Source organism: Streptomyces sp. NPDC050704, from assembly GCF_040654355.1.
In the GTDB taxonomy this organism is placed as follows: Bacteria; Actinomycetota; Actinomycetes; order Streptomycetales; family Streptomycetaceae; genus Streptomyces.
Genome location: NZ_JBFAHW010000059.1, coordinates 1 through 25048, shown reverse-complemented (window position 1 = coordinate 25048; position 25048 = coordinate 1). Strand labels below are relative to the sequence as shown.

Annotated in this window: 22 protein-coding genes; 11 read left to right on the top strand and 11 right to left on the bottom strand. The window is 70.5% G+C overall.

The window, feature by feature from the left end:
• Positions 1-43: 43 nt before the first annotated feature.
• Positions 44-556 (bottom strand): hypothetical protein, encoded by a 513-nt coding sequence (locus AB0I18_RS30305; RefSeq protein WP_363108805.1) that lies wholly within the window; start codon positions 554-556, stop codon positions 44-46.
• A 116-nt stretch (positions 557-672) separates the two neighbouring features.
• Positions 673-2100 carry an MFS transporter gene (locus AB0I18_RS30300; protein ID WP_363108804.1) on the bottom strand — a complete coding sequence of 476 codons (1428 nt, stop codon included), beginning with the start codon at positions 2098-2100 and terminating at the stop codon, positions 673-675.
• 398 nt (positions 2101-2498) lie between these two features.
• On the opposite strand from AB0I18_RS30300, the gene AB0I18_RS30295 reads away from it, so the two are divergent.
• The 3 genes from AB0I18_RS30295 (at position 2499) to AB0I18_RS30285 (ending at position 8013) form a co-directional block, all read left to right on the top strand.
• Positions 2499-3422: a DUF3027 domain-containing protein gene (locus AB0I18_RS30295; RefSeq protein WP_363108803.1), complete on the top strand. Its 924-nt coding sequence runs from the start codon at positions 2499-2501 to the stop codon at positions 3420-3422.
• A 316-nt stretch (positions 3423-3738) separates the two neighbouring features.
• Entirely contained in the window at positions 3739-6867 is a 3129-nt protein-coding gene (locus AB0I18_RS30290; protein WP_363108802.1) for a molecular chaperone Hsp90, read from the top strand.
• Between the two features lie 219 nt (positions 6868-7086).
• Positions 7087-8013 (top strand): hypothetical protein, encoded by a 927-nt coding sequence (locus AB0I18_RS30285; RefSeq protein WP_363108801.1) that lies wholly within the window; start codon positions 7087-7089, stop codon positions 8011-8013.
• Between the two features lie 84 nt (positions 8014-8097).
• Here the strand turns inward: AB0I18_RS30285 and AB0I18_RS30280 are convergent, their stop codons facing one another.
• Positions 8098-10509: an HAD-IC family P-type ATPase gene (locus tag AB0I18_RS30280; RefSeq protein ID WP_363108800.1), complete on the bottom strand. Its 2412-nt coding sequence runs from the start codon at positions 10507-10509 to the stop codon at positions 8098-8100.
• Positions 10510-10619: 110 nt separating this feature from the next.
• The gene (locus tag AB0I18_RS30275; protein ID WP_363108799.1) at positions 10620-10955 is read right to left on the bottom strand and encodes a DUF2530 domain-containing protein; all 336 of its coding nucleotides are present in this window, start codon (positions 10953-10955) and stop codon (positions 10620-10622) included.
• 151 nt (positions 10956-11106) lie between these two features.
• On the opposite strand from AB0I18_RS30275, the gene AB0I18_RS30270 reads away from it, so the two are divergent.
• A complete protein-coding gene (locus AB0I18_RS30270) occupies positions 11107-12558 on the top strand; it encodes an NCS2 family permease (RefSeq protein ID WP_363108798.1) in 1452 nt (483 codons plus the stop codon).
• A gap of 39 nt (positions 12559-12597) precedes the next feature.
• On the opposite strand, the gene AB0I18_RS30265 is transcribed toward AB0I18_RS30270, so the two are convergent.
• On the bottom strand, positions 12598-12780 hold the full coding sequence (locus tag AB0I18_RS30265; RefSeq protein ID WP_030673043.1) for a ribbon-helix-helix protein, CopG family: 183 nt from the start codon (positions 12778-12780) through the stop codon (positions 12598-12600).
• A gap of 165 nt (positions 12781-12945) precedes the next feature.
• Here AB0I18_RS30265 and AB0I18_RS30260 point away from each other — a divergent pair, with 165 nt between their 5' ends.
• Both AB0I18_RS30260 and AB0I18_RS30255 read left to right on the top strand, forming a co-directional pair.
• The gene (locus tag AB0I18_RS30260; RefSeq protein ID WP_363108797.1) at positions 12946-13383 is read left to right on the top strand and encodes a MarR family transcriptional regulator; all 438 of its coding nucleotides are present in this window, start codon (positions 12946-12948) and stop codon (positions 13381-13383) included.
• Between the two features lie 170 nt (positions 13384-13553).
• Positions 13554-14837 (top strand): MFS transporter, encoded by a 1284-nt coding sequence (locus AB0I18_RS30255; RefSeq protein ID WP_363108841.1) that lies wholly within the window; start codon positions 13554-13556, stop codon positions 14835-14837.
• A 21-nt stretch (positions 14838-14858) separates the two neighbouring features.
• Here the strand turns inward: AB0I18_RS30255 and AB0I18_RS30250 are convergent, their stop codons facing one another.
• Positions 14859-15446, bottom strand: a complete 588-nt coding sequence (locus AB0I18_RS30250; RefSeq protein ID WP_363108796.1) for a Uma2 family endonuclease — start codon at positions 15444-15446, stop codon at positions 14859-14861.
• A 114-nt stretch (positions 15447-15560) separates the two neighbouring features.
• On the opposite strand from AB0I18_RS30250, the gene thpR reads away from it, so the two are divergent.
• The gene (thpR, locus tag AB0I18_RS30245) at positions 15561-16133 is read left to right on the top strand and encodes an RNA 2',3'-cyclic phosphodiesterase (RefSeq protein WP_363108795.1); all 573 of its coding nucleotides are present in this window, start codon (positions 15561-15563) and stop codon (positions 16131-16133) included.
• A 222-nt stretch (positions 16134-16355) separates the two neighbouring features.
• Here thpR and AB0I18_RS30240 read toward each other — a convergent pair whose 3' ends face one another.
• The 3 genes from AB0I18_RS30240 to AB0I18_RS30230 all read right to left on the bottom strand — a co-directional run bounded on the left by AB0I18_RS30240 (position 16356) and on the right by AB0I18_RS30230 (position 18807).
• On the bottom strand, positions 16356-17351 hold the full coding sequence (locus AB0I18_RS30240) for an aldo/keto reductase (RefSeq protein ID WP_363108794.1): 996 nt from the start codon (positions 17349-17351) through the stop codon (positions 16356-16358).
• A gap of 99 nt (positions 17352-17450) precedes the next feature.
• Positions 17451-18038 carry a Uma2 family endonuclease gene (locus AB0I18_RS30235; RefSeq protein WP_363108793.1) on the bottom strand — a complete coding sequence of 196 codons (588 nt, stop codon included), beginning with the start codon at positions 18036-18038 and terminating at the stop codon, positions 17451-17453.
• A gap of 85 nt (positions 18039-18123) precedes the next feature.
• The gene (locus tag AB0I18_RS30230) at positions 18124-18807 is read right to left on the bottom strand and encodes an SGNH/GDSL hydrolase family protein (protein ID WP_363108792.1); all 684 of its coding nucleotides are present in this window, start codon (positions 18805-18807) and stop codon (positions 18124-18126) included.
• A gap of 88 nt (positions 18808-18895) precedes the next feature.
• Here AB0I18_RS30230 and AB0I18_RS30225 point away from each other — a divergent pair, with 88 nt between their 5' ends.
• Positions 18896-19888: a WD40 repeat domain-containing protein gene (locus AB0I18_RS30225; RefSeq protein ID WP_363108791.1), complete on the top strand. Its 993-nt coding sequence runs from the start codon at positions 18896-18898 to the stop codon at positions 19886-19888.
• A gap of 74 nt (positions 19889-19962) precedes the next feature.
• Here AB0I18_RS30225 and AB0I18_RS30220 read toward each other — a convergent pair whose 3' ends face one another.
• The gene (locus AB0I18_RS30220; protein ID WP_363108790.1) at positions 19963-20367 is read right to left on the bottom strand and encodes a PPOX class F420-dependent oxidoreductase; all 405 of its coding nucleotides are present in this window, start codon (positions 20365-20367) and stop codon (positions 19963-19965) included.
• 31 nt (positions 20368-20398) lie between these two features.
• On the bottom strand, positions 20399-21226 hold the full coding sequence (locus tag AB0I18_RS30215; protein ID WP_363108789.1) for a TetR/AcrR family transcriptional regulator: 828 nt from the start codon (positions 21224-21226) through the stop codon (positions 20399-20401).
• A 133-nt stretch (positions 21227-21359) separates the two neighbouring features.
• Between AB0I18_RS30215 and AB0I18_RS30210 the strand changes: the two genes are divergently transcribed.
• The 3 genes from AB0I18_RS30210 (at position 21360) to AB0I18_RS30200 (ending at position 24970) form a co-directional block, all read left to right on the top strand.
• The gene (locus tag AB0I18_RS30210; protein WP_363108788.1) at positions 21360-22379 is read left to right on the top strand and encodes an ATP-binding cassette domain-containing protein; all 1020 of its coding nucleotides are present in this window, start codon (positions 21360-21362) and stop codon (positions 22377-22379) included.
• On the top strand, positions 22376-23212 hold the full coding sequence (locus AB0I18_RS30205; protein ID WP_363108787.1) for an ABC transporter permease: 837 nt from the start codon (positions 22376-22378) through the stop codon (positions 23210-23212). Before AB0I18_RS30210 ends, AB0I18_RS30205 begins: the two co-directional genes overlap by 4 nt.
• A gap of 210 nt (positions 23213-23422) precedes the next feature.
• A complete protein-coding gene (locus AB0I18_RS30200) occupies positions 23423-24970 on the top strand; it encodes a cellulase family glycosylhydrolase (RefSeq protein WP_363108786.1) in 1548 nt (515 codons plus the stop codon).
• Positions 24971-25048 lie beyond the last annotated feature (78 nt).

The following is a 25048-nucleotide window of genomic DNA, read 5'->3' as shown; positions in this document are numbered from 1 at the left end:
CGGTTCAGCCGGTTCACGTGACGCTCGCGGCTGCTCAGGCGGCTCAAGCGTCCGCGTTCTCCAGCTTGAAGTTCCAGACGCCCTGGAGCTCCGAGCCGGACTTGTTCTGCTGGACGATGCTGACGTTCAGCGTCTTCGGGGCGGGCTGGCCCTGCTGGCCGGCGAAGAGGTCCACGCCCTGGAAGGCGTAGTACGTCTTCTTGAACGGCGGTGTGGCCTGCTGCCCGTTGATCCACAGGGCCCAGCCCTCGTCGGCGATCTCCGGGTCGACACCGATCCGCAGTGTCTCGCCCTGCGGGACGCTGATCGTGTCCGAGGCCTTCTTGCCGACGCACTCGGTCGCTGCCTCGCGGCCGAGGGCGTCGCCGTCCTTGTAGCACTCGGCCTCGGTGGCGACCGAGCTGTTGCCGACCGTGACGGTGGCCATCGGCGTCGGCTTCTCACAGGCGGACAGGACGAGAAGTCCGGCGGAAACAGCGCCGACGGCGGCGACGGCGCGGCGGCGGCGCGAAGGGCCGAGTCCATTAGCGGCTCTGCCGCGGGGCAGGGAGGTCATGGCCGAAGGCTATCGGGCGCGCCCGGCGCCCCGGCCACCTGGGGTACGCGGCGTGCCGCACACTCCGTCCGGCGCTCGGACCGGGCTGCCCGTCGCCACGGTCACCACCTGCCGCGTCATGCGACCCGTGCGTGCGGGCGGCCGCCCTGCCGGGCCGCGCCCAGCAGGCCGCGGACCGTGCCGAGCCAGCCGATGGCGACGATCGCGGCGGCCACGGACAGGCCCAGCGTGCCGTTGAGGGGCAGCGCGATGCCGATCGCTCCGCCGACCACCCACGCCATCTGCAGCAGCGTCTCCGAGCGCGCGAACGCCGACGTACGCACCAGTTCCGGCACGTCCCGCTGGATCAGCGCGTCAAGCGACAGCTTGGACAGGGCCTGCGCGAACCCGGCGAAGGCGGCGAGTATCGCCACCAGGATCACCCCGAAGAACACCGCTGCCGTGACGGCCACCCCGAGCACCACCGCGATGACGGTCACGATGATCAGCTCCGGCGCGCGCGTTCTCAGCGTCGCCCCGACCGCCGTACCCAGCGCGTTGCCCGCGCCCGCCGAGACGCCCACGATGCCGAGCGAGACCGCCGCGCTGGCGCCCGCGAGCGGATGCTCGCGCAGCAGGAACGCGAGGAAGAAGATCAGGAAGCCGGAGAGGCCGCGAAGGGCCGCGTTCGCGGCGAGCGCGTGGGTGACGGCCGTGCCGACGGTACGCAGTCCGGGCCGCCGCAGTTTCTCCTTGATCAGGTGCGGCCCGTGCAGATGCTCCTCGTCCGCGGCGAGCAGTGCCTTGTCCTCGCCCTTGGCCGAGTCGACCTTGTGGGGGAGCGAGAAGGACAGGAACATGCCCGTCACGAAGAGCACGAAGGCGCCGTAGAGCGGATAGCGGGGCCCGAGCGCCTGCAGCCCCGCCCCGATCGGCGCGGCCACACCGGTGGCGAGGAGACCGCCAAGGGTGACCCGCGAGTTGGCCTTGACCAGGGAGAACGCGGGCGGCAGGAGTCTGGGCACCACGGCGCTTCTGACCACGCCGTACGCCTTCGACGCCACCAGCACACCGAGCGCCGCCGGATACAGCTCGATGCCGCCCGTGACGACCGCGCCCGACAGCAGCAGCGCCAGGAACGCGCGGGCCAGGAACGCGCCCGCCATCGCGGCGCGGCGGCCGTGCGGGAGGCGGTCCAGGAGCGGGCCGATCACCGGGGCGAGGAGTGTGAACGGGGCCATCGTGATCGCGAGGTAGAGGGCCACCCGGCCGCGCGCCTCGTCCGTGGGGACCGAGAAGAAGACCGTCGAGGCGAGCGCCACGGTGATCATCATGTCGCCGGCGCCGTTCACCCCGTGCAGCTCGATCAGCTTGCCGAGGCCGGACTCGCCCGCGCCGTGCGCGTGGGTCGCCTTCCTGATGCCCTTCGCCGTTCCTGTGAACGGCAGATGCAGGGCGCGCCCGACCGAACGGACGGCCCCGCGCACCGGGCCCGATCCGCTCGTCCGACCTGCCCCGGGGCCACCGATTCCGGTGGCGCCTTGGGGCGACCTTGCAGATGCCACCCCGTCATAGTGCCCCGAGATGGGCGTACGTAGTGCGGTTACCGCGCGTATGGGGCTGAGTGGACGCTGTGAATTCGGAGGCAGGCGAGCGATTCGGGGGCGTGGTTCGACGGGCCGGACGGGTGGGAAGAGGTGGGAACGGGTGGGAAACCGCCCCGCGAGGCCAAACTGCGGCGACTCGGTGTGGGCCAAGCGCCCGGGAGAAGGTAGCGTGCGTAGCGCGCCCGCGGCGGTTGTTCTCGGCCGCGCGCCTCTCGGCCATCCCGCAGAATGGATGGCGTAGGTGCGCCCGAGTGCGATCGGGCGCGGACGTCGACGCGGCCCTCCGGTCCGCTCCGTCCGCACCCCCGTCGAGGGACGGCGCACTCGTGAGACGGCGTAGGAGAGAAGCGATACCTGTGAGCGCGACAACGCGAAGCCGAACCCCCGACCGCCTGTGCGCCGAGGCAGTCGACCTCGCCAGGGCCGCCGCCGAGGAGGCCGCCGCGCCCGGCGTCGTCGGGGAGCACGCGGGGCTGGTGAGCGAAGGGGACCGCGTCGTCACGCACTTCTTCGAGTGCAAGGAACTGGGTTATCGCGGCTGGCGCTGGGCCGTGACGGTGGCCCGGGCCTCGCGGGCGAAGGTCGTGACGCTCGACGAGACGGTGCTGCTGCCCGGCCCGGACTCCCTGCTCGCCCCCGAGTGGGTGCCGTGGAGCGAGCGGCTCCGGCCGGGTGACATGGGCCCGGGCGATCTTCTCCCCACCGACGCGGAGGATCTGCGGCTTGAGCCCGGGTTCTCCGGCGAGGACGAGCCCGCGCCGAATTCGCCGATCTCCGAGGAGATGGCCGAGCTGGTCGAGGCGGAGGACGCCGAGGTCACGGCGGTGGCTCCGGCCGCCCTGCCGGCCGTGCCCTCCCGTGGCTCGATCGCCTCCGTCGCCGAGGAGCTCGGGATGCGGCGGGCGCGGGTGCTGTCGCGGTACGGGCTGCATGTGGCCGCCGACCGCTGGGAGGACTCGTACGGGCCCAAGTCGGCGATGGCGCAGGCCGCGCCGGCCACGTGCGTCAGCTGTGGCTTCCTGAATCCGATCGGGGGCTCGCTCGGGCAGGCCTTCGGTGTGTGCGCGAATGAGTTCTCGCCGGCGGACGGGCGTGTGGTGTCGCTGTCGTACGGGTGTGGGGGGCATTCGGAGGCGGCGGTCATGCCTGCGCCGCCGCGGCCGGCTCCGCCGGTGATCGACGAGACCCGGGTGGACCCGTTCCCGCTCCGGCCGTCGCCGGACTCGGGGTCGGTACCGCTCACTCCGGACGAGCCTGCTGAGGAGTTCGGGCACTCCTGAGGGTTTGCTTCCGCGGGTTCGGTGTGATGTGCGGGTTCGTGGGGGCTGGTCGCGCAGTTCCCCGCGCCCCTAGGACGGTGGGGCCTGGCCCCGGAGATGACCTGCGGGTTCGTTGTGGCTGGGGCGCGCCCATCAGCGCCCCAAAGGGGCGCGGGGAACGGCGCGACCAGCCCCCACCGGCCCGCAGGGGAATACTGCCTTCCGGCGGAGCCCCCGGCCAGGGAACCCGCGCGGTACCTTCTTGCGGCGACCGAGGCATCGCCTGGCATCGCGTGGCATCGCGGGCGGCCGTACAACGTGAGAGGAAGAGTGAACCGTGAGCAAGTTCGTGCGGCCGGCGGCCGAGGGCGCGGATCCGTTCGGGACGGCGCGGCTCCGGCGCGGGGTGCTGGACGCCTGGGCGACGAGCCCGGCCCGGTTCCGCGAGGACGCCAACGCCGAGGAGGACCTCGCCCTCGGCGGCTACCGCGACCGGCTGGTCGTCGAGCTGGCCCAGAACGCCGCGGACGCCGCGGCACGGGCCGGCGTCCCGGGACGGCTCCGGCTCACCCTCCGCGGCGGCGCCCTCGTCGCCGCGAACACCGGCGCCCCGCTGGACGCGACCGGCGTCGAGTCGCTCTCCACCCTGCGCGCCTCCGCCAAGCGGGACGACCACGACAGCGCGGTCGGCCGCTTCGGCGTCGGCTTCGCGGCCGTGCTCGCCGTGACCGACGAGCCCGCCCTCGTCGGGCGGCACGGCGGGGTCCGCTGGTCCCTCGCCGAGGCCCGCGACCTGGCCACGGACATCGCCCGCCACAGCCCCGGACTCGGCGACGAACTGCGCCGCCGCGAGGGCCATGTGCCGCTGCTCCGGCTGCCGTTCGCGGCCGAGGGCACCGCCCCGGACCCGTACGACACGGCCGTGATCCTGCCGCTGCGGGACTCCGCGGCCGAGGACCTCGCCGAGCGGCTCCTCGGCGCCGTCGACGACGCCCTGCTGCTCGCCCTGCCCGGCCTTGAGGAGGTCGTCGTCGAGATCGGGGACGGCGACGTCCGTACGATCCGGCGCCGCGCCGACGACGAGGGCAGCGTGTTCGTCGAGGACTCCCGCGACGGCATGACCGGCACGACCCGCTGGCGCACCGTCTCCGCGCACGGCCCCCTGGAGCCCGCCCTGCTCGCCGACCGGCCCGTCGAGGAGCGGCTGCGCCCCCACTGGTCGGTCACCTGGGCCGTTCCGGTCGACGCCGACGGCACTCCGGTGCGCCCCCGCACCAGCCCGGTCGTGCACGCGCCCACCCCGAGCGACGAACCCCTCGGCGTCCCCGCCCTGCTCATCGCCTCCCTCCCGCTCGACACGACCCGCCGCCATGCCGCGCCCGGCCCGCTGACCGACTTCCTGGTGCAGCGCGCCGCGGACGCGTACGCCGAGCTGCTGGCCGCCTGGCGTCCGGTGACCCCCGGGATCATCGGCCTCGTGCCCGGCCCGCTCGGCAAGGGCGAGCTGGACGGGGCGCTGCGCCAGGCGATCCTGGACCGGCTGCCGCGTACCGCCTTCCTGCCGCCCGTGGTGGAGCCGGGCGACGACGAGGACCTCCCCGAAGCCCTGCGCCCCCGTGACGCCGAGGTGGTGGAGGGGGCCGGAGCCGAGACCGTCCAGGTGCTCGCCGAGGTCCTGCCCAGCCTGCTGCCCGCCGGGCTGGAACGGCGGGTGGAGCTGCGGACGCTGGGTGTCGCGCGGGTGCCGCTGACCGAGGCCGTCGACCGGCTCGCGGGCCTGGAGAAGGACCCGGAGTGGTGGCGGCGGCTGTACGACAGCCTGGCCGGCGTCGACCCGGACCGGCTCTCGGGGCTTCCGGTGCCGCTCGCGGACGGGCGTACGACGATCGGGCCCCGGCAGATCCTGCTGCCCACCGCCGACGGCGCCCAGGCGGCCCCTGAGGCCCTCGCGCGCCTCGGCCTGAAGGTCGCCCATCCGGACGCCGCCCATCCGCTCCTGGAGAAGCTGGGCGCCCTGCCCGCCACCGCGCGCGCCGTCCTCACCACCCCGCAGGTCCGCGCGGCCGTCGCCGCCTCCCTCGACGACGACCGCGGCTGGGACGACGACGCCCCGGACGCCGAGGAACTGGCCGACACCGTCCTCGCGCTCGTCCGCGACGCCCACCTCGCACCGGGCGACGAACCCTGGCTCGCCGCCCTCGCCCTCCCGGACGAGGAGGGCGACCTCGCCCCGGCCGGTGAGCTGGTGCTGCCCGGCAGCCCGTTCGCCCAGGTCATGCGGGAGGACGAACTCGCCTCCGTGGACGCCGAGTTGGCCGAGCGCTGGGGCGAGCAGCCGCTGGCCGCCTGCGGGGTGCTGGCCGGCTTCGCCCTCGTACGCGCCACGGACGTCGTCCTCGACCCGGACGAACTGGAGCCGAGGGAAGGGGACTTCGCCGAACCCGACGACGCGGGACTGCTCGACGCCGTCGACGTGTGGTGCGAGGACGTCCTGGACCGGCTGCCCGACTCGCCGGTGCCGCCCGTCGCCACGGAACTCGTCGCCGTACGGGACCTCGACCTCGTGGACGACGACCGCTGGCCGCAGGCCCTCGCCCTGCTCTCCCGCCCGCCGCTGCGGGACGCCCTCACCCAGCCGGTCCGCGTCCTGCTGCCGGACGGCACGCACGAGATCGTCCGGCCGTACACGGCCTGGTGGCTGCGCGACCACCCCGTCCTCGACGGCCGCCGCCCGGCCGGCCTGCGCGCCGAGGGCGGCGACCCGCTCCTGCACGGCCTGTACGACCCCGCCGACGCCAGCGGCTTCAACGACGAGCAGGTCCTGCGGGCCCTCGGCGTCCGCACCTCGGTGGCCGCCCTGCTCGCCGAACCCGGCGGCGCCGCCGAACTCCTCGACCGGCTCGCCGACCCCGACCGCGAGGTCTCGGCCACCCAACTGCACGCCCTCTATGGCGCGTTGGCCGACCTCGACCCGGAGCAGGTCACCCTGCCGGACGAGCTGCGGGCCGTCGTGGACGGCCAGGTCACCGTGGTCGACGCGGCCGACGCCGTGGTCGTGGACTCGCCCGACCTGCTGCCCTTCACCGCGGGCACCCCCCTGCTCCCCGTACGGCCGGCCCGGGCCGCCGACCTCGCCGAGCTGTTCCAGGTACGGCGGCTGAGCGAATCGGTCACCGGCGAGGTCACGAGCGAGGGCACCGAACACGACGTACCGGAGTCCGTACGGAGCCTCCTGGGACCGTCCACCCCCACGACGTATGTCGAACACGAGGAACTCTTCGTCGACGGCACCGAACTCGACTGGCGCCGCACCCGCGACGGCGTACTGCACGCCGCCACCGTGGAGGGCGTCGCCGCGGGCCTCGCCTGGGCGGCGGGCCAGTGGCCGCGCCGCTTCGAGGTGGCCGCGCTGCTCGAAGACCCGTCCAGGACAGCGGAGCTGGCGCGGGACCGCTGGTTCGACTGAGGGCGGCCCGGGGGCGTGAATCCGATCGCGGGGAGGCCCATCGGGCTCCGGGCTCCTCCGGTCAGTGATCTTGGCCACGGATTCGCAAAAGATTCACGACACGTACAACCCATATCCTCCGTCGCGTATCTGATCACCGAGTCAACAGGCTCTTCGATCACTTGGGCCCCGGCGTGCAGACGATTACCGTCGGGGTCCCTTTCTCCATCAGGGGAACGCATGCGCATACGTGCCACCGTGGCCGCCGTCACCGGCGCCCTGGCTCTCTCCGCCTTCGCGGTTCCGGCCGCCCAGGCCGACGGCTCCGCTCCCTCGCGCGCGGACGTCGCGAAGGTTCTCGACGCCGCTCACGCCGCCTCGGGCAAGACCGGCGCCCGCATCGCCGCAGCCGCCGAGGACGAGCCGTACGCCCTCGACGCCGGCTTCTCGAACATGAAGATCAACGGTGGCAAGGCGATCGTCGCCGGCACCAGCAAGCAGGTCACCGTCCCGGCGACGTTCACGCTGACGCACGCCGCCGACGTCGACGTCACCGCCGCCGACTTCGTCGTCGACGTGGCGATCTACAAGGGCTCCTACGCCGAGCCGGACAACTTCCTCATCGGCGACGACTACCCGGTCTGCACCCCGGTCACCGCCACGACGGCCAGCTGCAAGGGCGCCATCGACATCTACCCGGACGTGGAGCTCCTCAACTCCGACGCCGGCACCTGGAAGGCCGCCGCCTTCGCCATCGCCTTCAACGGCCAGGACCCGGAGGCCGACGACTTCGACGTCACCAAGGTCGGTGTCGTCGAGAAGGGCGACCTCGGCACCACCAAGCTCCAGCGCTACTCCAAGCTGACGGTCAACGCCTCCCCGGAGCCGGTGAAGAAGGGCAAGACCATCACGGTCACCGGCGCCCTGACCCGCGCCAACTGGGAGACGCACAAGTACGCGGGCTACACCAACCAGCCCGTGAAGCTCCAGTTCAAGAAGAAGGGCACGACGACGTACGTCAACGTCAAGACGGTCACGTCAACATCGACCGGCGCCCTGAAGACCACGGTCACCGCCGCCACGGACGGCTACTTCCGCTACAACTTCGCAGGCACGACCACCACCCCGGCGGCCAAGGCCGCGGGCGACTTCGTCGACGTGCAGTAACCCCCGAGCCCCGTAGGGGCGCGGGGAACTGCGCGCCCAGCCCCCACCCACCCGCAGGTCGCGTGGGGGCTGGGCGCGGTTCGTTCAAGCAGGCACCTTCCGATCCACCCACCTCCACGCGAACTCCAAACCGGCCGCACCCACAGCCGCGACGCCGACGGCAGTCCACGGCATGGTCGTCCCCACCAGCTTCAACGCGAAGAACTCCTGAAGCCACGGCACGACAAGCACGATCAGGAACCCAAGACCCATGGCCGCGACCAGGCAGATCCGCCACCAGGTGTAGGGCCGGGCGATGATCGCCAGCACCCACATCGCGATCAGGAACAGCGTCAGCGTCGCGGCACTCGTCTCCGCGTCCAACGCCCCTTCCCCGGTGTAGTGGTGACGGGCGAGCAGATACGTGGTGAAGGTGGCCACCGCCGCGATGACCCCGCCCGGGATCGAGTACCGCATGACCCGGCGGACGAAGTGCGGCTGAGCCCGTTCCTTGTTGGGAGCCAGCGCCAGGAAGAACGCCGGAACACCGATCGTCAGGGTCGACAGCAGCGTCAAGTGCCGCGGCAGGAACGGGTACTCGACCTGCGAGACCACCACCATCACGGCCAACAGCACCGAGTACACGGTCTTGACGAGGAACAGCGTCGCCACCCGCGTGATGTTCCCGATGACGCGTCGCCCCTCGGCGACGACCGAAGGCAGCGTCGCGAAGCTGTTGTTGAGCAGCACGATCTGGGCGACCGCCCGGGTGGCCTCCGAGCCGGAGCCCATCGCGACGCCGATGTCGGCGTCCTTCAGGGCCAGCACGTCGTTCACGCCGTCGCCGGTCATGGCCACCGTGTGGCCGTTCGACTGGAGCGCGCCCACCATGTCGCGCTTCTGCTGCGGGGTGACCCGGCCGAACACCGTGCCCTCGTCCAGGGCCCGCGCCATCTCCTCGCGCCCGGCGGGCAGCCGGCGCGCGTCGACCGTCGCCGAGGCGCCGGGCAGACCGAGCTTGGCCGCGACCGCGCCGACCGAGACGGCGTTGTCGCCGGAGATGACCTTGGCCTGGACGTCCTGCTCCTCGAAGTACCTCAGCGTGTCCGCCGCGTCCGGGCGCAGCCGCTGCTCCAGGACGACCAGCGCGGTGGGCCGGGCGCCCTCCGCGACCAGCGGGTCGTCCAGGTCCTTGACGGCCCGGGCCAGCAGCAGGACCCGCAGGCCCTGCTGGTTGAGGTGCTCGGTCTCGGCGAGCGCCGCGTCCTCGTCGTCCAGCAGCACGTCAGGGGCGCCCAGCAGCCACGTACTCGACTCGCCGTCGCCGTTGCTGAGGGACGCCCCGCTGTACTTGCGGGCGGAGGAGAAGGGCAGCGACCCGGTGGAGCGCCAGGCCTCGCCGTCCGGGTAGGCGTCGATGATCGCCTGCAACGACGCGTTCGGGCGCGGGTCGGACTTCCCGAGGGCGCCGAGGACCTTTCGTACGTACGTCTCGTCGCTGCCGTTGAGAGGGCGCAGCTCGGTGACGTCCATGCCGCCCTCGGTGAGCGTGCCCGTCTTGTCGAGGCAGACGGTGTCGACGCGGGCGAGGCCCTCGATGGCCGGCAGTTCCTGCACCAGGCACTGTTTCCGGCCAAGTCTGATGACTCCGATCGCGAAGGCGACGGAGGTGAGGAGGACGAGCCCTTCCGGGACCATGGGCACGATGCCGCCGACGGCCCGCGCGACCGAGTCCTTGAAGTCGTTGTCCTTGGCGACGAGTTGGGTGATCACCAGGCCGGTCGCGGCCGGGATCAGCATCCACGTCACGTACTTGAGGATCGTGGAGATACCGGTACGCAGCTCGGAGTGGACGAGGGTGAAGCGGCTCGCCTCCTCGGCGAGCTGGGCCGCGTACGCCTCACGCCCCACCTTCGTCGCGGTGAACGCGCCCCCGCCCGCCACCACGAAACTGCCCGACATGACCTGGTCGCCGGGCTGCTTGACGACCGGGTCGGCCTCACCGGTGAGCAGCGACTCGTCGATCTCCAGGCTGTCGGTCTCCGCGCACACCCCGTCGACGACGATCTTGTCGCCAGGCCCGATCTCGATCAGGTCCCCGAGCACGATCTGGGAGGTGCTGACCTCGACGGCCGCCCCGTCCCGCCGTACCGTCGGCCGGGCCTCGCCGATCACCGCCAGCGAGTCCAGAGTCTTCTTGGCGCGCCACTCCTGGATGATGCCGATGCCGGTGTTCGCGAGGATCACATAGCCGAACAGGCTGTCCTGGAACGGCGCGACGAACATCATGATCAGCCACAGCACGCCGATGATCGCGTTGAACCGGGTGAAGACGTTCGCGCGGACGATGTCGGCCGTCGACCGACTGCTGCGTACGGGTACGTCGTTGACCTCGCCCCGCGCCACCCGCTCGGCGACCTCGGCCGTACTGAGGCCCGCCGCCCGCGGCACGGAGGCGGCCGGTATGGGTACGGGATGCACAGGGTCGAGTTCCGCGCCCGCGTCGATGTGCGTCATGCCTCCGACGGTACGGGGCGATATCCGGCTTCACCCGCCGAGTGCCGTAAAGATCCGACCAGGGGAGGAGTCGGGGTGATGCCGTGGTTGTACGGGACTGGCCGGAAGTGCTAGTCCGTGACCGGTTCGGACAGGTCGCCGGAGGTCTTCTCCGCGTTCTCTGTCTGCTCGGCCTTCTCTGTCTTCTCCGGGTTCTCCGCGTTCTCCGCGTCCCGTTTGATCGCCGCTTCCCGCTTCCGTACGAACCAGATGCCGTACAGGCCGAGACCCGCTCCGGCCAGGCACGTCCACAGCCACCACAGGTACCCGTGGTCGTCGAACCAGCCGTAGAACGGCAGCTGCGCCAGGAAGAGGACGAACCAGAGGATCGTGCCACCCGTGACGGTGGCCACCACGGGACCCTCCAGGGGTTCCGGTGCCTCGTGCTCAGGAGTCCACTTCGCCATGGGGACAGCTTACGAGGCGATCAGGTCTACGCGCGGAGATGGCGCTCTCTCGGATATATATTCATACTGAACCGATTTGTTTCTGGCCACTTCCGCTCGTATGAAACGCCAAAGGGATATCGGGGATGTCCGCTGGTGATGAGGTCCCCGCATGCCCACCTCGGCCCCCACCAAGGCCTCCGCGCCCGAGCAGCCGGGCCCCCGGCCCGCCCACGGCGTCCTCGACCGCCACTTCAGGATCTCCGAACGCGGCAGCACCCTGTCGCGCGAGATCCGCGGCGGCTTCGCCACCTTCTTCGCGATGGCCTACATCATCGTGCTGAACCCGATCATCCTGGGCAGCGCGAAGGACATGTACGGGCACCAGCTGGACAACGGCCGGCTGGTCACCGCGACCGCGCTGACCGCGGCCTTCACCACGCTTCTGATGGGCGTCATCGGCAACGTACCGATCGCGCTCGCGGCCGGCCTCGGTGTGAACACGGTCGTCGCGCTCCAGCTGGCGCCCCGGATGTCCTGGCCGGACGCGATGGGCATGGTCGTGCTCGCCGGTTTCGTGGTCATGCTGCTGGTCGCCACCGGTCTGCGCGAGCGTGTCATGAACGCCGTGCCGCTCGGCCTGCGCAAGGGCATCGCGATCGGCATCGGCCTGTTCATCATGCTGATCGGCCTCGTCGACTCGGGCTTCGTCACGCGCATCCCGGACGTCGCCGGGACGACCGTGCCGCTGCAACTCGGCGGGACCGGGCACCTCACCGGCTGGCCCGTCCTGGTCTTCGTCCTCGGCACGCTCCTCACACTCGCGCTGATCACCCGCAAGGTGCCGGGCGCGATCCTCATCTCGATCGTCGCCATGACGGTCCTCGCGGTCGTCATCAACGCCGTCGCCGAGGTGCCCTCCTGGGGCCTGACCACCCCGAAGTGGCCGGGCAACCCGGTCTCAAGCCCCGACTTCGGGCTCGTCGGCGACGTCAGTCTCTTCGGCGGCTTCGGCAAGGTCGGCGTACTGACCGGCGTCCTGTTCGTCTTCACGGTCCTGCTGTCGTGCTTCTTCGACGCGATGGGCACGATCATGGGCATCGGCGACGAGGCGGAGCTGACCGACAAGGACGGCAACATGCCGGGCATCAGCAAGGTCCTCTTCGTCGACGGCATCGCGGTCGCCGCGGGCGGCGCCACCTCCTCGTCCGCGACCACCTGCTTCGTCGAATCCACGGCGGGCGTCGGCGAGGGGGCGAGGACCGGCTTCGCGAACGTCGTCACCGGCGGACTCTTCGCCGTCGCGCTCTTCCTGACCCCCGTCGCCACGATGGTCCCGTCCCAGGCCGCCACCCCCGCCCTGCTCGCGGTCGGCTTCCTGATCCTCTCCGGCTCGATCGGCCAGATCGACTGGAGCGACCACACCATCGCCATCCCCGCGTTCGTGACGATGCTGATGATGCCGTTCACGTACTCGATCACCAACGGCATCGGGATGGGCTTCATCACGTTCGTCGTGCTGCGGCTGGCGGCCGGGCGCGGGCGTGACGTGCCGGTGGCGATGTACGTGGTGTCGGTGGTGTTCGGCTTCTACTACCTGATGCCGGCGCTGGGGCTGACCTGAGCCCCGACCGGCCGCGGGCTCACCTGCTCACGTGCTGGTTCACGTGACCCCGTAGAACTTTTCGGTCTCCTCGACCGCGGTCTGGAACCGCTCGTCGAAGTCATCGCGAACGAGCGTCCGGACGACATAGTCCTGGACGCTCATTCCCCTTCTCGCCGCATGGTGCCGGAGCCGCTCGAGCAGCTCCCCGTCTATCCGCAGGCTGAGCACGCTGGTCCCCATGTCTACGAGGGTCGCTGGCCCGTACGGGCCGCCGGGTCGCTTTCCGCGTTCGACTCACTCATATGGGTGATGGCGGCGAGGTAGAGGGTTCAGTGGTCCGGGTCACGGGCATTCGGCTGGTGTTCCGGTGGTCTTTAGTTAGGGTAATGAGTTATTCTAAGGAACATGCCTGACCTAACCCATGGCGACGACGCTGCCGCCGTGAACTCCCTGCGATCCGCCGTCATGCGCCTGTCGCGTCGACTCAAGCACCAGCGGGTCGACGAGTCGCTGAGCCCGACCGAGATGTCGGTACTCGGCACCCTCGCCCGCTGTGGCACGGCCACGCCGGGCGAACTCGCCCGCAAGGAGCATGTGCAGCCGCCCTCGATGACCCGCATCGTGGCGCTCCTCGAAGCCAAGGGCCTGGTCAAGCTGGAGCCGCATCCCGAGGACCGGCGCCAGAAGGTCGTCACGCAGACCGAGCGGGCCGAGGCCATGCTCGTCGAGAGCCGCCGCAAGCGGAACGCGTGGCTGGCCGGACTGGTCGACGGCCTCGACGAGGACGAGTGGGCGAAGCTCCGCGAGGCCGCTCCCGTCCTGGAGAAGCTCGCGCACATGTAGGCCGAACTCACCCAACTCGCAAGGAGGCGACGCCGTTGAGTACGGGACCCGGAGCAGACTCCGCCCCCGGACCAGCCGCCCACAATTCCCCGACCGCTCCCGACTCCCCGACCGCGCCCGAATCCCCCTCCGCTCCTGACTCCCCGTCCGTCCGCAAGACCCGCTCGTCGATGTTCAGCTCGCTGAAGATCCGCAACTACCGCCTGTTCTTCACCGGCCAGGTCGTCTCCAACACCGGCACCTGGATGCAGCGCATCGCCCAGGACTGGCTGGTCCTCAGCATCACCGGCTCCTCGACCGCCGTCGGCATCACCACGGCCCTGCAGTTCCTGCCGATGCTGCTCTTCGGCCTCTACGGCGGAGTCCTCGTGGACCGCCTCCCGAAGCGCCCGACCCTGCTGGCCACCCAGACGGCCATGGGCGTCACCGGCCTCGCGCTCGCCTTCCTCACCATCTCAGGACACGTCCAGGTCTGGCACGTCTACGTCGCCGCCTTCGCCGTCGGCCTCGCCACGGTCGTCGACAACCCGGCCCGCCAGTCCTTCGTCTCCGAGATGGTCGGCCCCGGCCAGCTGCAGAACGCGGTCAGCCTCAACTCCGCCAACTTCCAGTCCGCGCGCCTGGTCGGCCCCGCGGTCGCCGGCCTGCTCATCACGAGCGTCGGCACGGGCTGGGCGTTCCTGCTCAACGGCCTGTCGTTCATCGCGCCCATCACCGGCCTGCTCCTGATGCGCTCCCGCGAACTGCACGAGGTCGAGCGCACCCCGCGCGGCAAGGGCCAGCTCCGGGAGGGCCTGCGCTATGTCGCCGGCCGCCCCGAGCTGATCTGGCCGATCGTCCTCGTCGGCTTCATCGGCACCTTCGGCTTCAACTTCCCGGTCTGGCTGTCGGCCTACGCGGACGACGTCTTCCACGCGGGCGCGGGCGCGTACAGCCTCTTCAACACACTGATGGCTGTCGGCTCCCTCGCGGGCGCACTGCTCGCCGCCCGGCGCGGCACGGCCCGGCTGCGCGTGCTGATCGCGGCGGCCGTGGCGTTCGGCGTCATAGAGATAGTGGCCGCCCTGGCCCCGTCCTTCTGGCTGTTCGCCCTGCTCATGGTCCCGATCGGGATCTTCGGCCTGACCGTCAACGTCACGGCGAACACCTCGGTCCAGATGGCCACCGACCCCGCCATGCGCGGCCGCGTCATGGCCCTGTTCATGATGGTCTTCATGGGCGGTACGCCGCTGGGGGCACCCGTCGTCGGCTGGATCACGGACGCGTACGGCCCCCGGGTGGGCTTCGCCGTCGGCGGTGTCATCTCGGCCCTGGCCGCGATCACCGTCGGCCTGGTTCTGGCCCGCGTCGGCGGCCTGCGCCTGTCGGTGGGCTGGCACCACGGCCACCCGAAGGTCCGGTTCGTCCCGCGGGAGGGGCGGGCGCGCGAACGGGAGTTGGCGACGGTGGCGTAGGGCGCCCGGGTTCGACCGGGCTCAGTCGCGGGGGAACTCGTCGGTCTTGAGGACGAGGTCGACGGGCGTTCCGGTCAGGTCGACCTCGTCGCCGAAGTCGAAGCTGACCTCGCCCCGGTACTCGCCGTCCTTCGGCTGCGTGTGCAGGTGCCAGCGGCCGGTGTACGGGTCCACGATCAGGTACACCGGCACCTCGGCGGCGGCGTACGCGGCCTTCTTCGGCTCGTAGTCGTTGCGGGCGGTGTCCTTGGAGATTACTTCGGCGACGAACTCGACGTCCTGGTAGCGCAGGCGGCTCTTGTCGTCCAGTTCGTAGCCCTCCATGAGGGCTACCACATCGGCCGCGAATCCGTTGAGGTGGCCGGGGAAGTCGATGCGGACGTCGGACAGCAGGTGCTCCTCCGGGTACCTGGCGAGCAGCTGCTTGAGGATGTTGAAGATGATCCGCCAGTGCGTGTGGCGCTGCGGCGACATGAAGATGTTCCCCCCGACGATCTCAACCTTGGTTCCCTCGGGGACGGGCATCTTCTCCAGCCACTCGAACATCGCGTCGAGCGTGAGTTCGCCGCTGTCTTCGGCCATCTCGATCCTGTCTTCAAGGACGGTCATCGTGGCGCTCCTCCCCGGCTGCGACTCGTTCGAGCGCAGCCGCGCAGTACAACGATACGCATGGTGACCAGGACACGCTCGGGTGTGAAGGCGCCCGGCGGGGAGACTGGCTCCATGAGACTCTTCGCCGCCGTACTGCCGCCCGAGGACGTGTCCGGTGACCTCGCCTCGGTGGTGGCCGGGCTGAGGAAACTGCCCGGTGCGGACGGGCTGCGCTGGACGGGTCGCCCCGGGTGGCACTTCACGCTCGCGTTCTACGGAGAGGTCGCCGACGAACTCGTACCGGAGCTGTCGGCGCGGCTGGAGCGTTCGGCGCGACGGACCGACCCGTTCCCGCTGTCGCTGCGCGGCGGGGGCCGGTTCGGGGAGCGGACGCTGTGGGTGGGCGCCGCGGGGGACGTACGGACGATGCGGCTGCTCGCGGAGCGGGCGGAGGCGGCGGGCCGGAAGGTGGGCGTGGCGGGGGACCAGCAGCGGCACCGGTACCGGGCGCATCTCACGCTGGCCCGCGCCCGGGAGGGGGCGGACCTCGCGCCGTACGTCTCCGTGCTGGCCGACTTCGCAGGCCCGACCTGGACCGTCGGCGAGCTGTGCCTGATGCGCAGCCGGCTGCCGAGGTCGGGCGTACCGGGTGAGCAGCCTCACTACGAGGCGCTCACCCGGTGGGCCCTCGGCGGAGGTGGCTGAGGGCGTCCGGTTACGCTCGACCGTGTGGACCCGAAAACCCGTAACCGGATCATGGCCGGTGTACTTGTGCTGATGTTCGTGGTGGTTGCCGTGGCGGCGGCGGTCGGAAGGTAACCGGTCGTTCCCCCCGGGAGAGCCGGGATACTGCGCGTGGGCTGTCGGCTGCGGGCCCGTTGTGGCTGGTCGCGCAGTTCCCCGCGCCCCTGGTAGGGGCTGCGCCTCCTACCAGGCGAAGGCCTCTGGGGAGGGGCCCGGGCCCGGGAAGATTTCGTCCAGGGCGGTCAGGAGCTCGTCCGACAGCTCCAGTTCGGCGGCTCGTAGGGCGGAGTCGAGTTGTTCGGCGGTGCGGGGGCCGACGATCGGGCCTGTGACGCCGGGGCGGGTGAGCAGCCAGGCCAGGGCGGCCTCGCCGGGCTCCAGACCGTGTTTGTCGAGCAGGTCCTCGTAGGACTGGATCTGCGCGCGGGTCGCGGTGTTGGCGAGGGCGTCGGCGGAGCGGCCGGAGGCGCGTCGGCCGCCCTGGACCTCCTTCTTGATGACGCCGCCCAGCAGTCCGCCGTGCAGCGGCGACCAGGGGATGACGCCGAGGCCGTACTCCTGCGCGGCCGGGATGACCTCCATCTCGGCGCGGCGCTCGGCGAGGTTGTAGAGGCACTGCTCGCTGACGAGGCCGATCGTGCCGCCGCGGCGGGCTGCGGTCTCGTTGGCCTGGGCGATCTTGTAGCCGGGGAAGTTGGAGGATCCGGCGTACAGGATCTTCCCCTGCTGCACCAGCACGTCGACGGCCTGCCAGATCTCCTCGAAGGGAGTCGACCGGTCGATGTGGTGGAACTGGTAGATGTCGATGTAGTCGGTCTGAAGACGCTTCAGGCTCGCATCCACCGCGCGGCGGATGTTGAGTGCGGAGAGCTTGTCGTGGTTGGGCCAGGGGCTGGTGCCGTCGGCGGCCATGTTGCCGTAGACCTTGGTGGCCAGGACCACCTTGTCGCGGCGCTCGCCGCCCTTGGCGAACCAGTTCCCGATGATCGATTCGGTACGGCCCTTGTTCTCGCCCCAGCCGTACACGTTGGCGGTGTCGAAGTAGTTGATTCCCGCGTCCAGCGCCGCGTCCATGATGGCGTGGCTGTCCGACTCGTCGGTCTGGGGACCGAAGTTCATGGTCCCGAGAACGATCCGGCTGACCTTGAGACCTGTGCGTCCGAGCTGCGTGTACTTCATGAGGTCCTAGCCAACGACGTGGAGTGCGCTCTAGGCAACACCGTTCCGCGCGCGGGTAGGCCGCCGGCGCCGAACCGTGAGGCCGAGGCTGCCGGGGTGTCAGTCGCGGGGGAACTCGTCCGTCCTGAGCGTGAGGCCGAGGAGCGTGTTCGTCGTGTCGATGTCCGCGCCGAAGGCGACGGAGAGTTCGCTGATGTACTCCCCGTCCTTGGGCTGGGTGTAGAGGTGGCACTTGCCCTGGTACGGGTCGGCGATGAGGTAGACGGGGACCTCGGCGAGGGCGTAGGCGGCTTTCTTGGGGCCGTAGTCGTTCAGGGCCGTCCCCTTCGAGATGACCTCGGCGACGAATTCGACATCCTCGTGGCGCCGGCGGCCTTCCGTGCCATCGGTAGCGCCGTCGCGCATCTTGACCACGTCCGGGCAGAAGCCGTTCTCGTGACCGGGGAAGTCGATCCGCACGTCGGACAATGCCTCGACGTCCATGCCGAACCTGTCCTCCAACGCCCTGACGATCCTCCGGATGATGTGCCAATGGACGCTTCGCTGCGGCGTCATGAAGACGTTGCCCCCGACGATCTCGACCTTGATTCCCTCGGGGACGGGCATCCGCTCAAGTCGCGCAAACCACTGGTCCAGGCGATCGGCGTTCGTGTCGGCCATCTCGATCCTGTCTTCCAGGACGGTCATCGTGGCGCTCCTCGGCTGCCCCTGGGACGAGTGCAGCCGCGCAGTACAACGATACGCACGGTGACCAGGGCACGCCGTGATTCGGTCAGGCGGTTTCGGCCCCGTACGGCTCGCCCAGGCCCCACGCCTGGTACATCGCCCCTGCGAACGCCGCCGCCAGTTTGCGCTCGCCCGAGGCGTTCGGATGCGTGCCGTCGTACGTGTCCGAGCCGATGACGTAGGACTCGGGGACAGAGGCCAGGAGAAGCGGGGACCCGGGCTCGTCCAGGTCCGCGACCGCTTTCGCGAGGAGTTCGTTGAAGCGGGTGACCTCCGCGGCGAAGGGCGCGTCCGTGTCCGCCCGGGTGTTCGGGATCACCGGCAGGAGGACCATCGCCACGCGGGGGTTCGCCGCGCGGGCCTGTGTGATGAAGGTGCGGGCGTTCGCAGCTGTCTGTTCCGCGTCCGTGTAGAAGCCCAGGTCGATCAGGCCCAGGGAGACGAGGAGCACGTCGGCGCCGGACGAGCGCACCGCCTCGCCGATCAGCGGGGCCAGGTGGATCCAGCCTTCGCCCCAGCCGGCCAGGTGGGCGCGGGGGAAGTCGGGGTCGGCGTACTCGTACGAGCCGGGAGCGTCCGTGGCCTTGTCGTAGATCGTCTCGCGGGGACCGACGATCCCGAACGGTCCGCCGTACGTAGCGCGCAGGTGCTGCCACATCCGGTAACGCCAAGTGTGTTCGCCGGCGCTTCCGATGGTCATGGAATCGCCGACGGGCATGAACCTGAGCATCCGCTCATCATGGACGATCACCGGTGGCGGCCGGGTGTGAGGCTGACCACGCCCTCTGAAACGGCGGCGGGGATGGCAGTCTTGGGGCATGCGTCGCTCGCTTGCGTTCCTTTTCGGGGCCCTCCTCGCCGGGGTGCTCGCCGCGCCCGCCGTTGCCGCCGATGCCGACGGGTCGGAGGGAGCGGACGGGTTCACGATCAAGGACCCCCGGATCACCGAGTCCAGCGGACTCGTCGCCTCCCGCGCCCACCCGGGCGTCTACTGGACCCACAACGACAGCGACGACGGGGCGTTCCTCTACGCCGTCGACAGCAGGACCGGCGAGACCGTCGCCACGGTCACCATGAGTGGCGTGGGCGCCCCCCGGGACGTGGAGGCCATCTCCATCGGTCCCGACGGGAACCTGTACGTCGGCGACATCGGCGACAACCTCGGCGGTACGTGGGACCACGTGTGGATCTACGAACTTCCCGAACCCAAGCAGCTGAAGGACCAGACGATCCGCGCCACGCAGTACGACGTGAAGTACGCGGACGGGGCCCGGGACGCGGAGGCGCTGATGGTGCATCCGAAGACCGGCCGGGTCTACATCGCCTCGAAGAACGAGGACGGGGGCGGACTGTACGAGGGGCCCGCCCAGCTCTCCACCTCCGGTACCAACACCTTCAAGCGCATCGACGACATCGACCTCTGGGTCACCGACGGCGCCTTCTCGCCCGACGGCAAACAGCTCGCCGTACGCGGCTACTTCGGCGGCATCGCGTACGAGTGGAACGGCGGGAAACTGAAGAAGCAGGGCCGGCTGAGCGTGCCGCTCCAGGGGCAGGGGGAGTCGGTGACGTACACCCCGGACGGATCCACGCTGCTGTACGGGAGCGAGGGGGGCGAGAGTTCCGTGGAGGCGGGCAACGTGCCTGGGGGCGGCGGCAAGTCGCCCTCGGAGGGCGGCGGTTCGGCCGCGGGTGACGACGGTGGTGACGGAGGCGACGGGCCGAACGCCGACTTCAAGATGGGCGCGATCGCCCTCGCCGTCGCCCTCGCTGTCGTCTTCGGGCTCAAGCGGCTCCTGCGGCGCGGCTGAGCGCTCCGGACTTCGCCCTGGGAAGTCCCCGTCCGGACGCCACCAGAGGTCCCCGTCGTCCGGCCCGCCCCCGCCTACTCGTCCCGTACGCGTACCTCGTAGTGCAGCGTCTGTGCGCCCATCACCTTGTGGGCGAGCGGCACGAACACGCCATGGGTGAGCGGGTACTTGCGGCGCAGGAGCTTCGCCGCGTGCCGGTCCTCCTCGCTGTCGTGGTCGAGCAGCCGGGCCCGTGCGTGGATCTCGGGTCCGGTGGGTGCGCCGCGCATGGTGGAGGGCGCGATCTCCACCTCGGGGTTGTTGCGCAGCCGCTTGGTCTTCCATGCCTTGCCCGGGGTGCGGAAGTACGCGTGGTCGCCCTCGACAGCGATGTTGACGGGGGTGCCGACGCCGCTGCCGTCCTTCTTGTGGCTGGTGAGCAGGACGGCCCACTGTTTGACGAAGCGGGTGAGCTCGGGGCTCGGAGTCGGAGTACTCATGCCTCCATAGAGGCACCGAACGCCCGGTTTGTCACTCTCCGCCGCGATGGCCGCCACCGTCGCCACCGTCGCCGCGGCCGCCGTGGTCGCGACGGTCGCGCTCGACGAGCACCTCCAGCCCGTCCAGGATCCGCTGCAGCCCGAACTCGAAGTGGTCGAAGTCGGAGCCGAAGGCGTCCTCGGAGAGCGAGGCCATCACGGGGTAGCGGCCGCTGGTCATGACCTTCTCCAGGATCGGGGACTGGGCCGCCCAGAACTCCGTGTCCGTCAGGCCGGTCCGGCGTTCCGCCTCCTGGGCGTACAGCTGGGTGCGGGCGGCCCCCGTGACGTACGAGTCGATCATGATGACCACCGAGACCAGTTCGGGGTCGCGCAGGCTCATGGGCCTGATACGGGAGATCACCTTCTCCATGCCGTCCATGGAGCTCGGGCCGAGCACCGGGCGGGAGTTGTTGACCCGGAGCAGCCAGGGGTGGCGCTGGTAGAGGGCGAGGGTCGCGCGGGCGAAGGCCTCAAGGGCCGAGCGCCAGTTCTCGCCGAAGACGCTCATGTCGTCACCCGGCCGCTGGACGCGGTCCAGCATCAGGTCGAGCAGTTCGCCCTTGCCGGGAACGTGCCGGTACAGCGACATCGTGCCGGTGCCCAGCTCCGCGGCGATCCGGCGCATCGACACCGCCTCCAGGCCGTCCCTGTCCGCGACCTGGACGGCCGCTTCCACGATCCGGTCCAGCGTCAGCCCCGGTTTGGGGCCGCGGCTGGGGCGCGGCCCCGTGTCCCACAGCAGGTGGAGGGTGCGGACGATGTCGCCGCTCCCGCTGGTGTCCGTGCCACCCGTGCCGCCAGTCGTGCCGCTTGTCATGGGGCTCAGAATAATCCCTTGGGCCAGAACTGGGTACGGTGTACTCTCAAAAGAGTACGGCGTACCCAGTTTTCTGGGTTCCCGGGTTCGGGGTGGACTTCCGGGTGGATTTCAGGGGTGGAGGAGTACTGCTGTGAGTGGTGGTTACGCGGTCCGGGCCGAGGGGCTTGAGAAGAGATACGGGGAGAAGCGCGCTCTCGACGGTTTCGACCTGGCGGTGCGGGAGGGCACGGTGCACGGCCTGCTCGGGCCGAACGGCGCGGGCAAGACCACCGCCGTGCGCATCCTGGCCACGCTCCTGAAGCTGGACGGGGGACACGCGCGGGTGGCGGGCCTGGACGTGGCACGGCAGCCGCGGGAGGTGCGGGCGCGGATCGGGCTCACCGGTCAGTACGCCGCCGTGGACGAGGTGCTCACCGGTCGGCAGAACCTGGAGATGTTCGGGCGGCTCTTCCACCTGGGCGGGCGCCGGGCGCGGCTGCGGGCGGTGGAGTTGCTGGAGCAGTTCGACCTGGCCGACGCCGCCGACAAGGGAGTCGGGAAGTACAGCGGCGGTATGCGGCGGCGCCTCGACCTCGCCGCGTCGATGATCCTCACCCCGAGCGTGCTGTTCCTGGACGAGCCGACGACCGGGCTCGATCCGCGCGGACGGGGCGAAGTCTGGGAGTCCGTACGGGCGTTGGTGACCGGCGGTACGACCGTGCTGCTGACCACGCAGTATCTGGAGGAGGCCGACAAGCTCGCCTCCCACATCACCGTGATCGACCAGGGGCGGGCCATCGCCGACGACACCCCGGACGGGCTGAAGGACACGGTGGGCGGCGACCGGATCGAGGTCGTCGTCGCCGAGCGGTCCGACCTCGCCCGGGCGGTGAAGGTCGTCGCCCGGGTCACGGACGGCGAACCCGAGTCGGACGAGACCGAGTTGAGGGTGCACGCACCGGTCACCGAGCGGGTGGCGGCCCTCACCGAGGTGGCGCGCACACTTCAGGACGAGGGCGTCCGGGTGGAGGACATCGGGCTGCGCAGGCCCAGCCTCGACGACGTGTTCCTGCGGCTGACCGGACACCGCACGGAAGCAACGGAAGCGGCGGGGGCAACGGAAGCGAAGGAAGCGCAGGACGCCAAGGAGACGAAGGGGGTCGCGGCATGAGCACGTTGGAGGTGAGCGGGCCGGCCGAATCGAGCGTTCGCGTTCACAGTCGTACGTACTGGGTGCTCGCCGACTGCTGGAACATCGTCCGGCGCGGGCTCACCCACTACCAGCGCCAACCGATCAACATCGCCTGGCAGTTGGGTTTCCCGATCCTGTCCGTGCTGTTGTACGGGTACGTTTTCGGCAGCGCGATGAAGGTGCCGGGCGGCGGTGACTACAAGGACTTCCTGATGCCGGGCATGTTCGTGATGACGATGGCCTTCGGGTTCATCAACACCGCGACGCTCGTCGTGTACGACTCCGAGAAGGGCGTCATCGACCGGTTCCGCTCCATGCCGATGGCGCCGTCGGCCGTGGTCGCCGGGCGCGGGGTCACCGATCTCATCGTGGCCTGCGCGGAGTTGACGATCCTGATGCTCACCGCGGTCGCCATGGGCTGGCGGCCCGACGGCGGCCTCGGCTTCCTGGCCGCCTTCGGACTGCTGCTGTGGCTGCGGTTCGCGCTGATCTGGCTCGGGGTGTGGCTCGGCCTGCTCGTGCCCAACCCGGAGGCGGCGGGCGGCCTGTTCGCGGTCGCCTTCCCGCTGACGATGATCTCCAGCATCTTCGTCGCACCGCAGCTGATGCCGGACTGGCTGGGCGCGGTCGCGGCCTGGAACCCCATCTCGTCGACGGCCGCGGCCACCCGCGAGCTGTTCGGCACGCCGGTGGGCAGCGGCGACTCGTGGGTGGAGCAGCACGCCCTGCTGATGGCGGGCGTGTGGCCGCTGGTCCTCACGCTGATCTTCGTTCCGCTGGCGGTACGGAGGTTCCAGAAGCTCAGCAGGTGAGACACGGTGAGTCGCGGTGAGCCACGACTGAGCCAGGGCTGAGCCACGAGTGAACCGGTCGCGGTCGGGCGGCTTTCGGGACATCGAATGTCCCGAAAGCCGCCCGACTTCTTGACGTGTCCACGGCCTATCTCTTCCATGGGGGTGCGCGGTGTGGTGGGAGCGCTCCCATCCGTTCCGGGCCCGCGCCTCCCGAGAGGAAGCAGCGACATGTTCCGCAGCTTGCGAAGAGCGCTGTGTGCTGCCGCCGCGGCGCTCGTGTTACCGCTGGCCGGTGTCCAGGCGACAGACGCGGCCGCCGTGGACGCGGCAGCGAAGACAGCCGTCGCCCAGGCCGCTCCCGGTGACGGCTACTGGCACACCAGCGGCCGCCGGATCCTGGACGCCGCCGGTCAGCCCGTACGGATCGCCGGCATCAACTGGTTCGGCTTCGAGACCGCCAACTACGCCCCGCACGGCCTCTGGGCACGCGACTACAAGAGCATGATCGACCAGATGAAGTCGCTCGGCTACAACACCCTCCGGCTGCCGTACAGCGACGACATCTTCAAGAGCGGCTCCGTCCCCAACAGCATCGACTTCTCCGGCGGCAAGAACGCCGACCTGCAGGGCCTCGGCTCCCTCCAGATCATGGACAGGATCGTGGCGTACGCGGGTCAGGGCGGCCTCAAGGTCGTACTGGACCGGCACCGGCCGGACGCGGGCGGCCAGTCCGCGCTCTGGTACACGTCCGCGGTCCCGGAGACGACGTGGATCGCCAACCTCAAGGCGCTGGCGGCCCGTTACAAGAGAAGCTCTGCCGTGATCGGCATCGACCTCCACAACGAGCCGCACGACCCGGCCTGTTGGGGCTGCGGCGACACGGCGAGGGACTGGCGGCTGGCCGCCCAGCGCGCCGGGAACGCGGTGCTGTCCGTCAACCCCGAGCTGCTGATCTTCGTGGAGGGAGTGCAGACGTTCAACGGGGTGTCGGGCTGGTGGGGCGGCAACCTGATGGGCGTCGCCCAGTACCCCGTCCAGCTGGACGTCCCGAACCGGGTCGTCTACTCGGCCCACGACTACGCGACGAGCGTGGCCCACCAGAGCTGGTTCGACGACCCGTCCTTCCCCGCCAACATGCCCGACATCTGGGACAAGTACTGGGGCTACATCTTCAAGCAGAACATCGCGCCGGTGTGGGTCGGCGAGTTCGGTACGACCCTCCAGTCGACGACCGACCAGAAGTGGCTGGCCGCGCTGGTGAGCTACCTCAGGCCCACGAGCACGTACGGCGCCGACAGCATCTCCTGGACCTTCTGGTCGTGGAACCCCAACTCCGGTGACACGGGCGGCATCCTGAAGGACGACTGGACGACCGTGGACACGGTGAAGGACGGATACCTGGCGAGTATCAAGGCGCCGGGCTTTCCGGGCGGCGGGACGGATCCCGGTGGCCCGGGTGATCCGGGCGGGGGCACGGCGGCCTGCACCGCCGCCTACGGCGTCAGCAGCGACTGGGGCGGCGGCTTCAACGCCGAGGTGAAGGTGACCAATTCGGGCACGACGCCGATCAAGTCGTGGAAGGTCACCTGGACGTGGCCCGGCGCCCAGCAGGTCACCAGCATGTGGAACGCCTCGTACACGCAGAGCGGGGCGAGCGTGACGGCCGCGAACGCCGCCCACAACGGGAGTGTGCCGACCGGGGGTTCGGTGAGCTTCGGTCTGGGTGGCGCGCCCGGAAACGGAGGCGTCCCGAGCGTGACCTGTACGGCGGCGTGACCGTGGGACGCGGCGGGAGTGCCCGGTGCGCACCGGGCACCCCCCCCGCCCCCCCCACCCCCGATAGGGAGTTGGCAC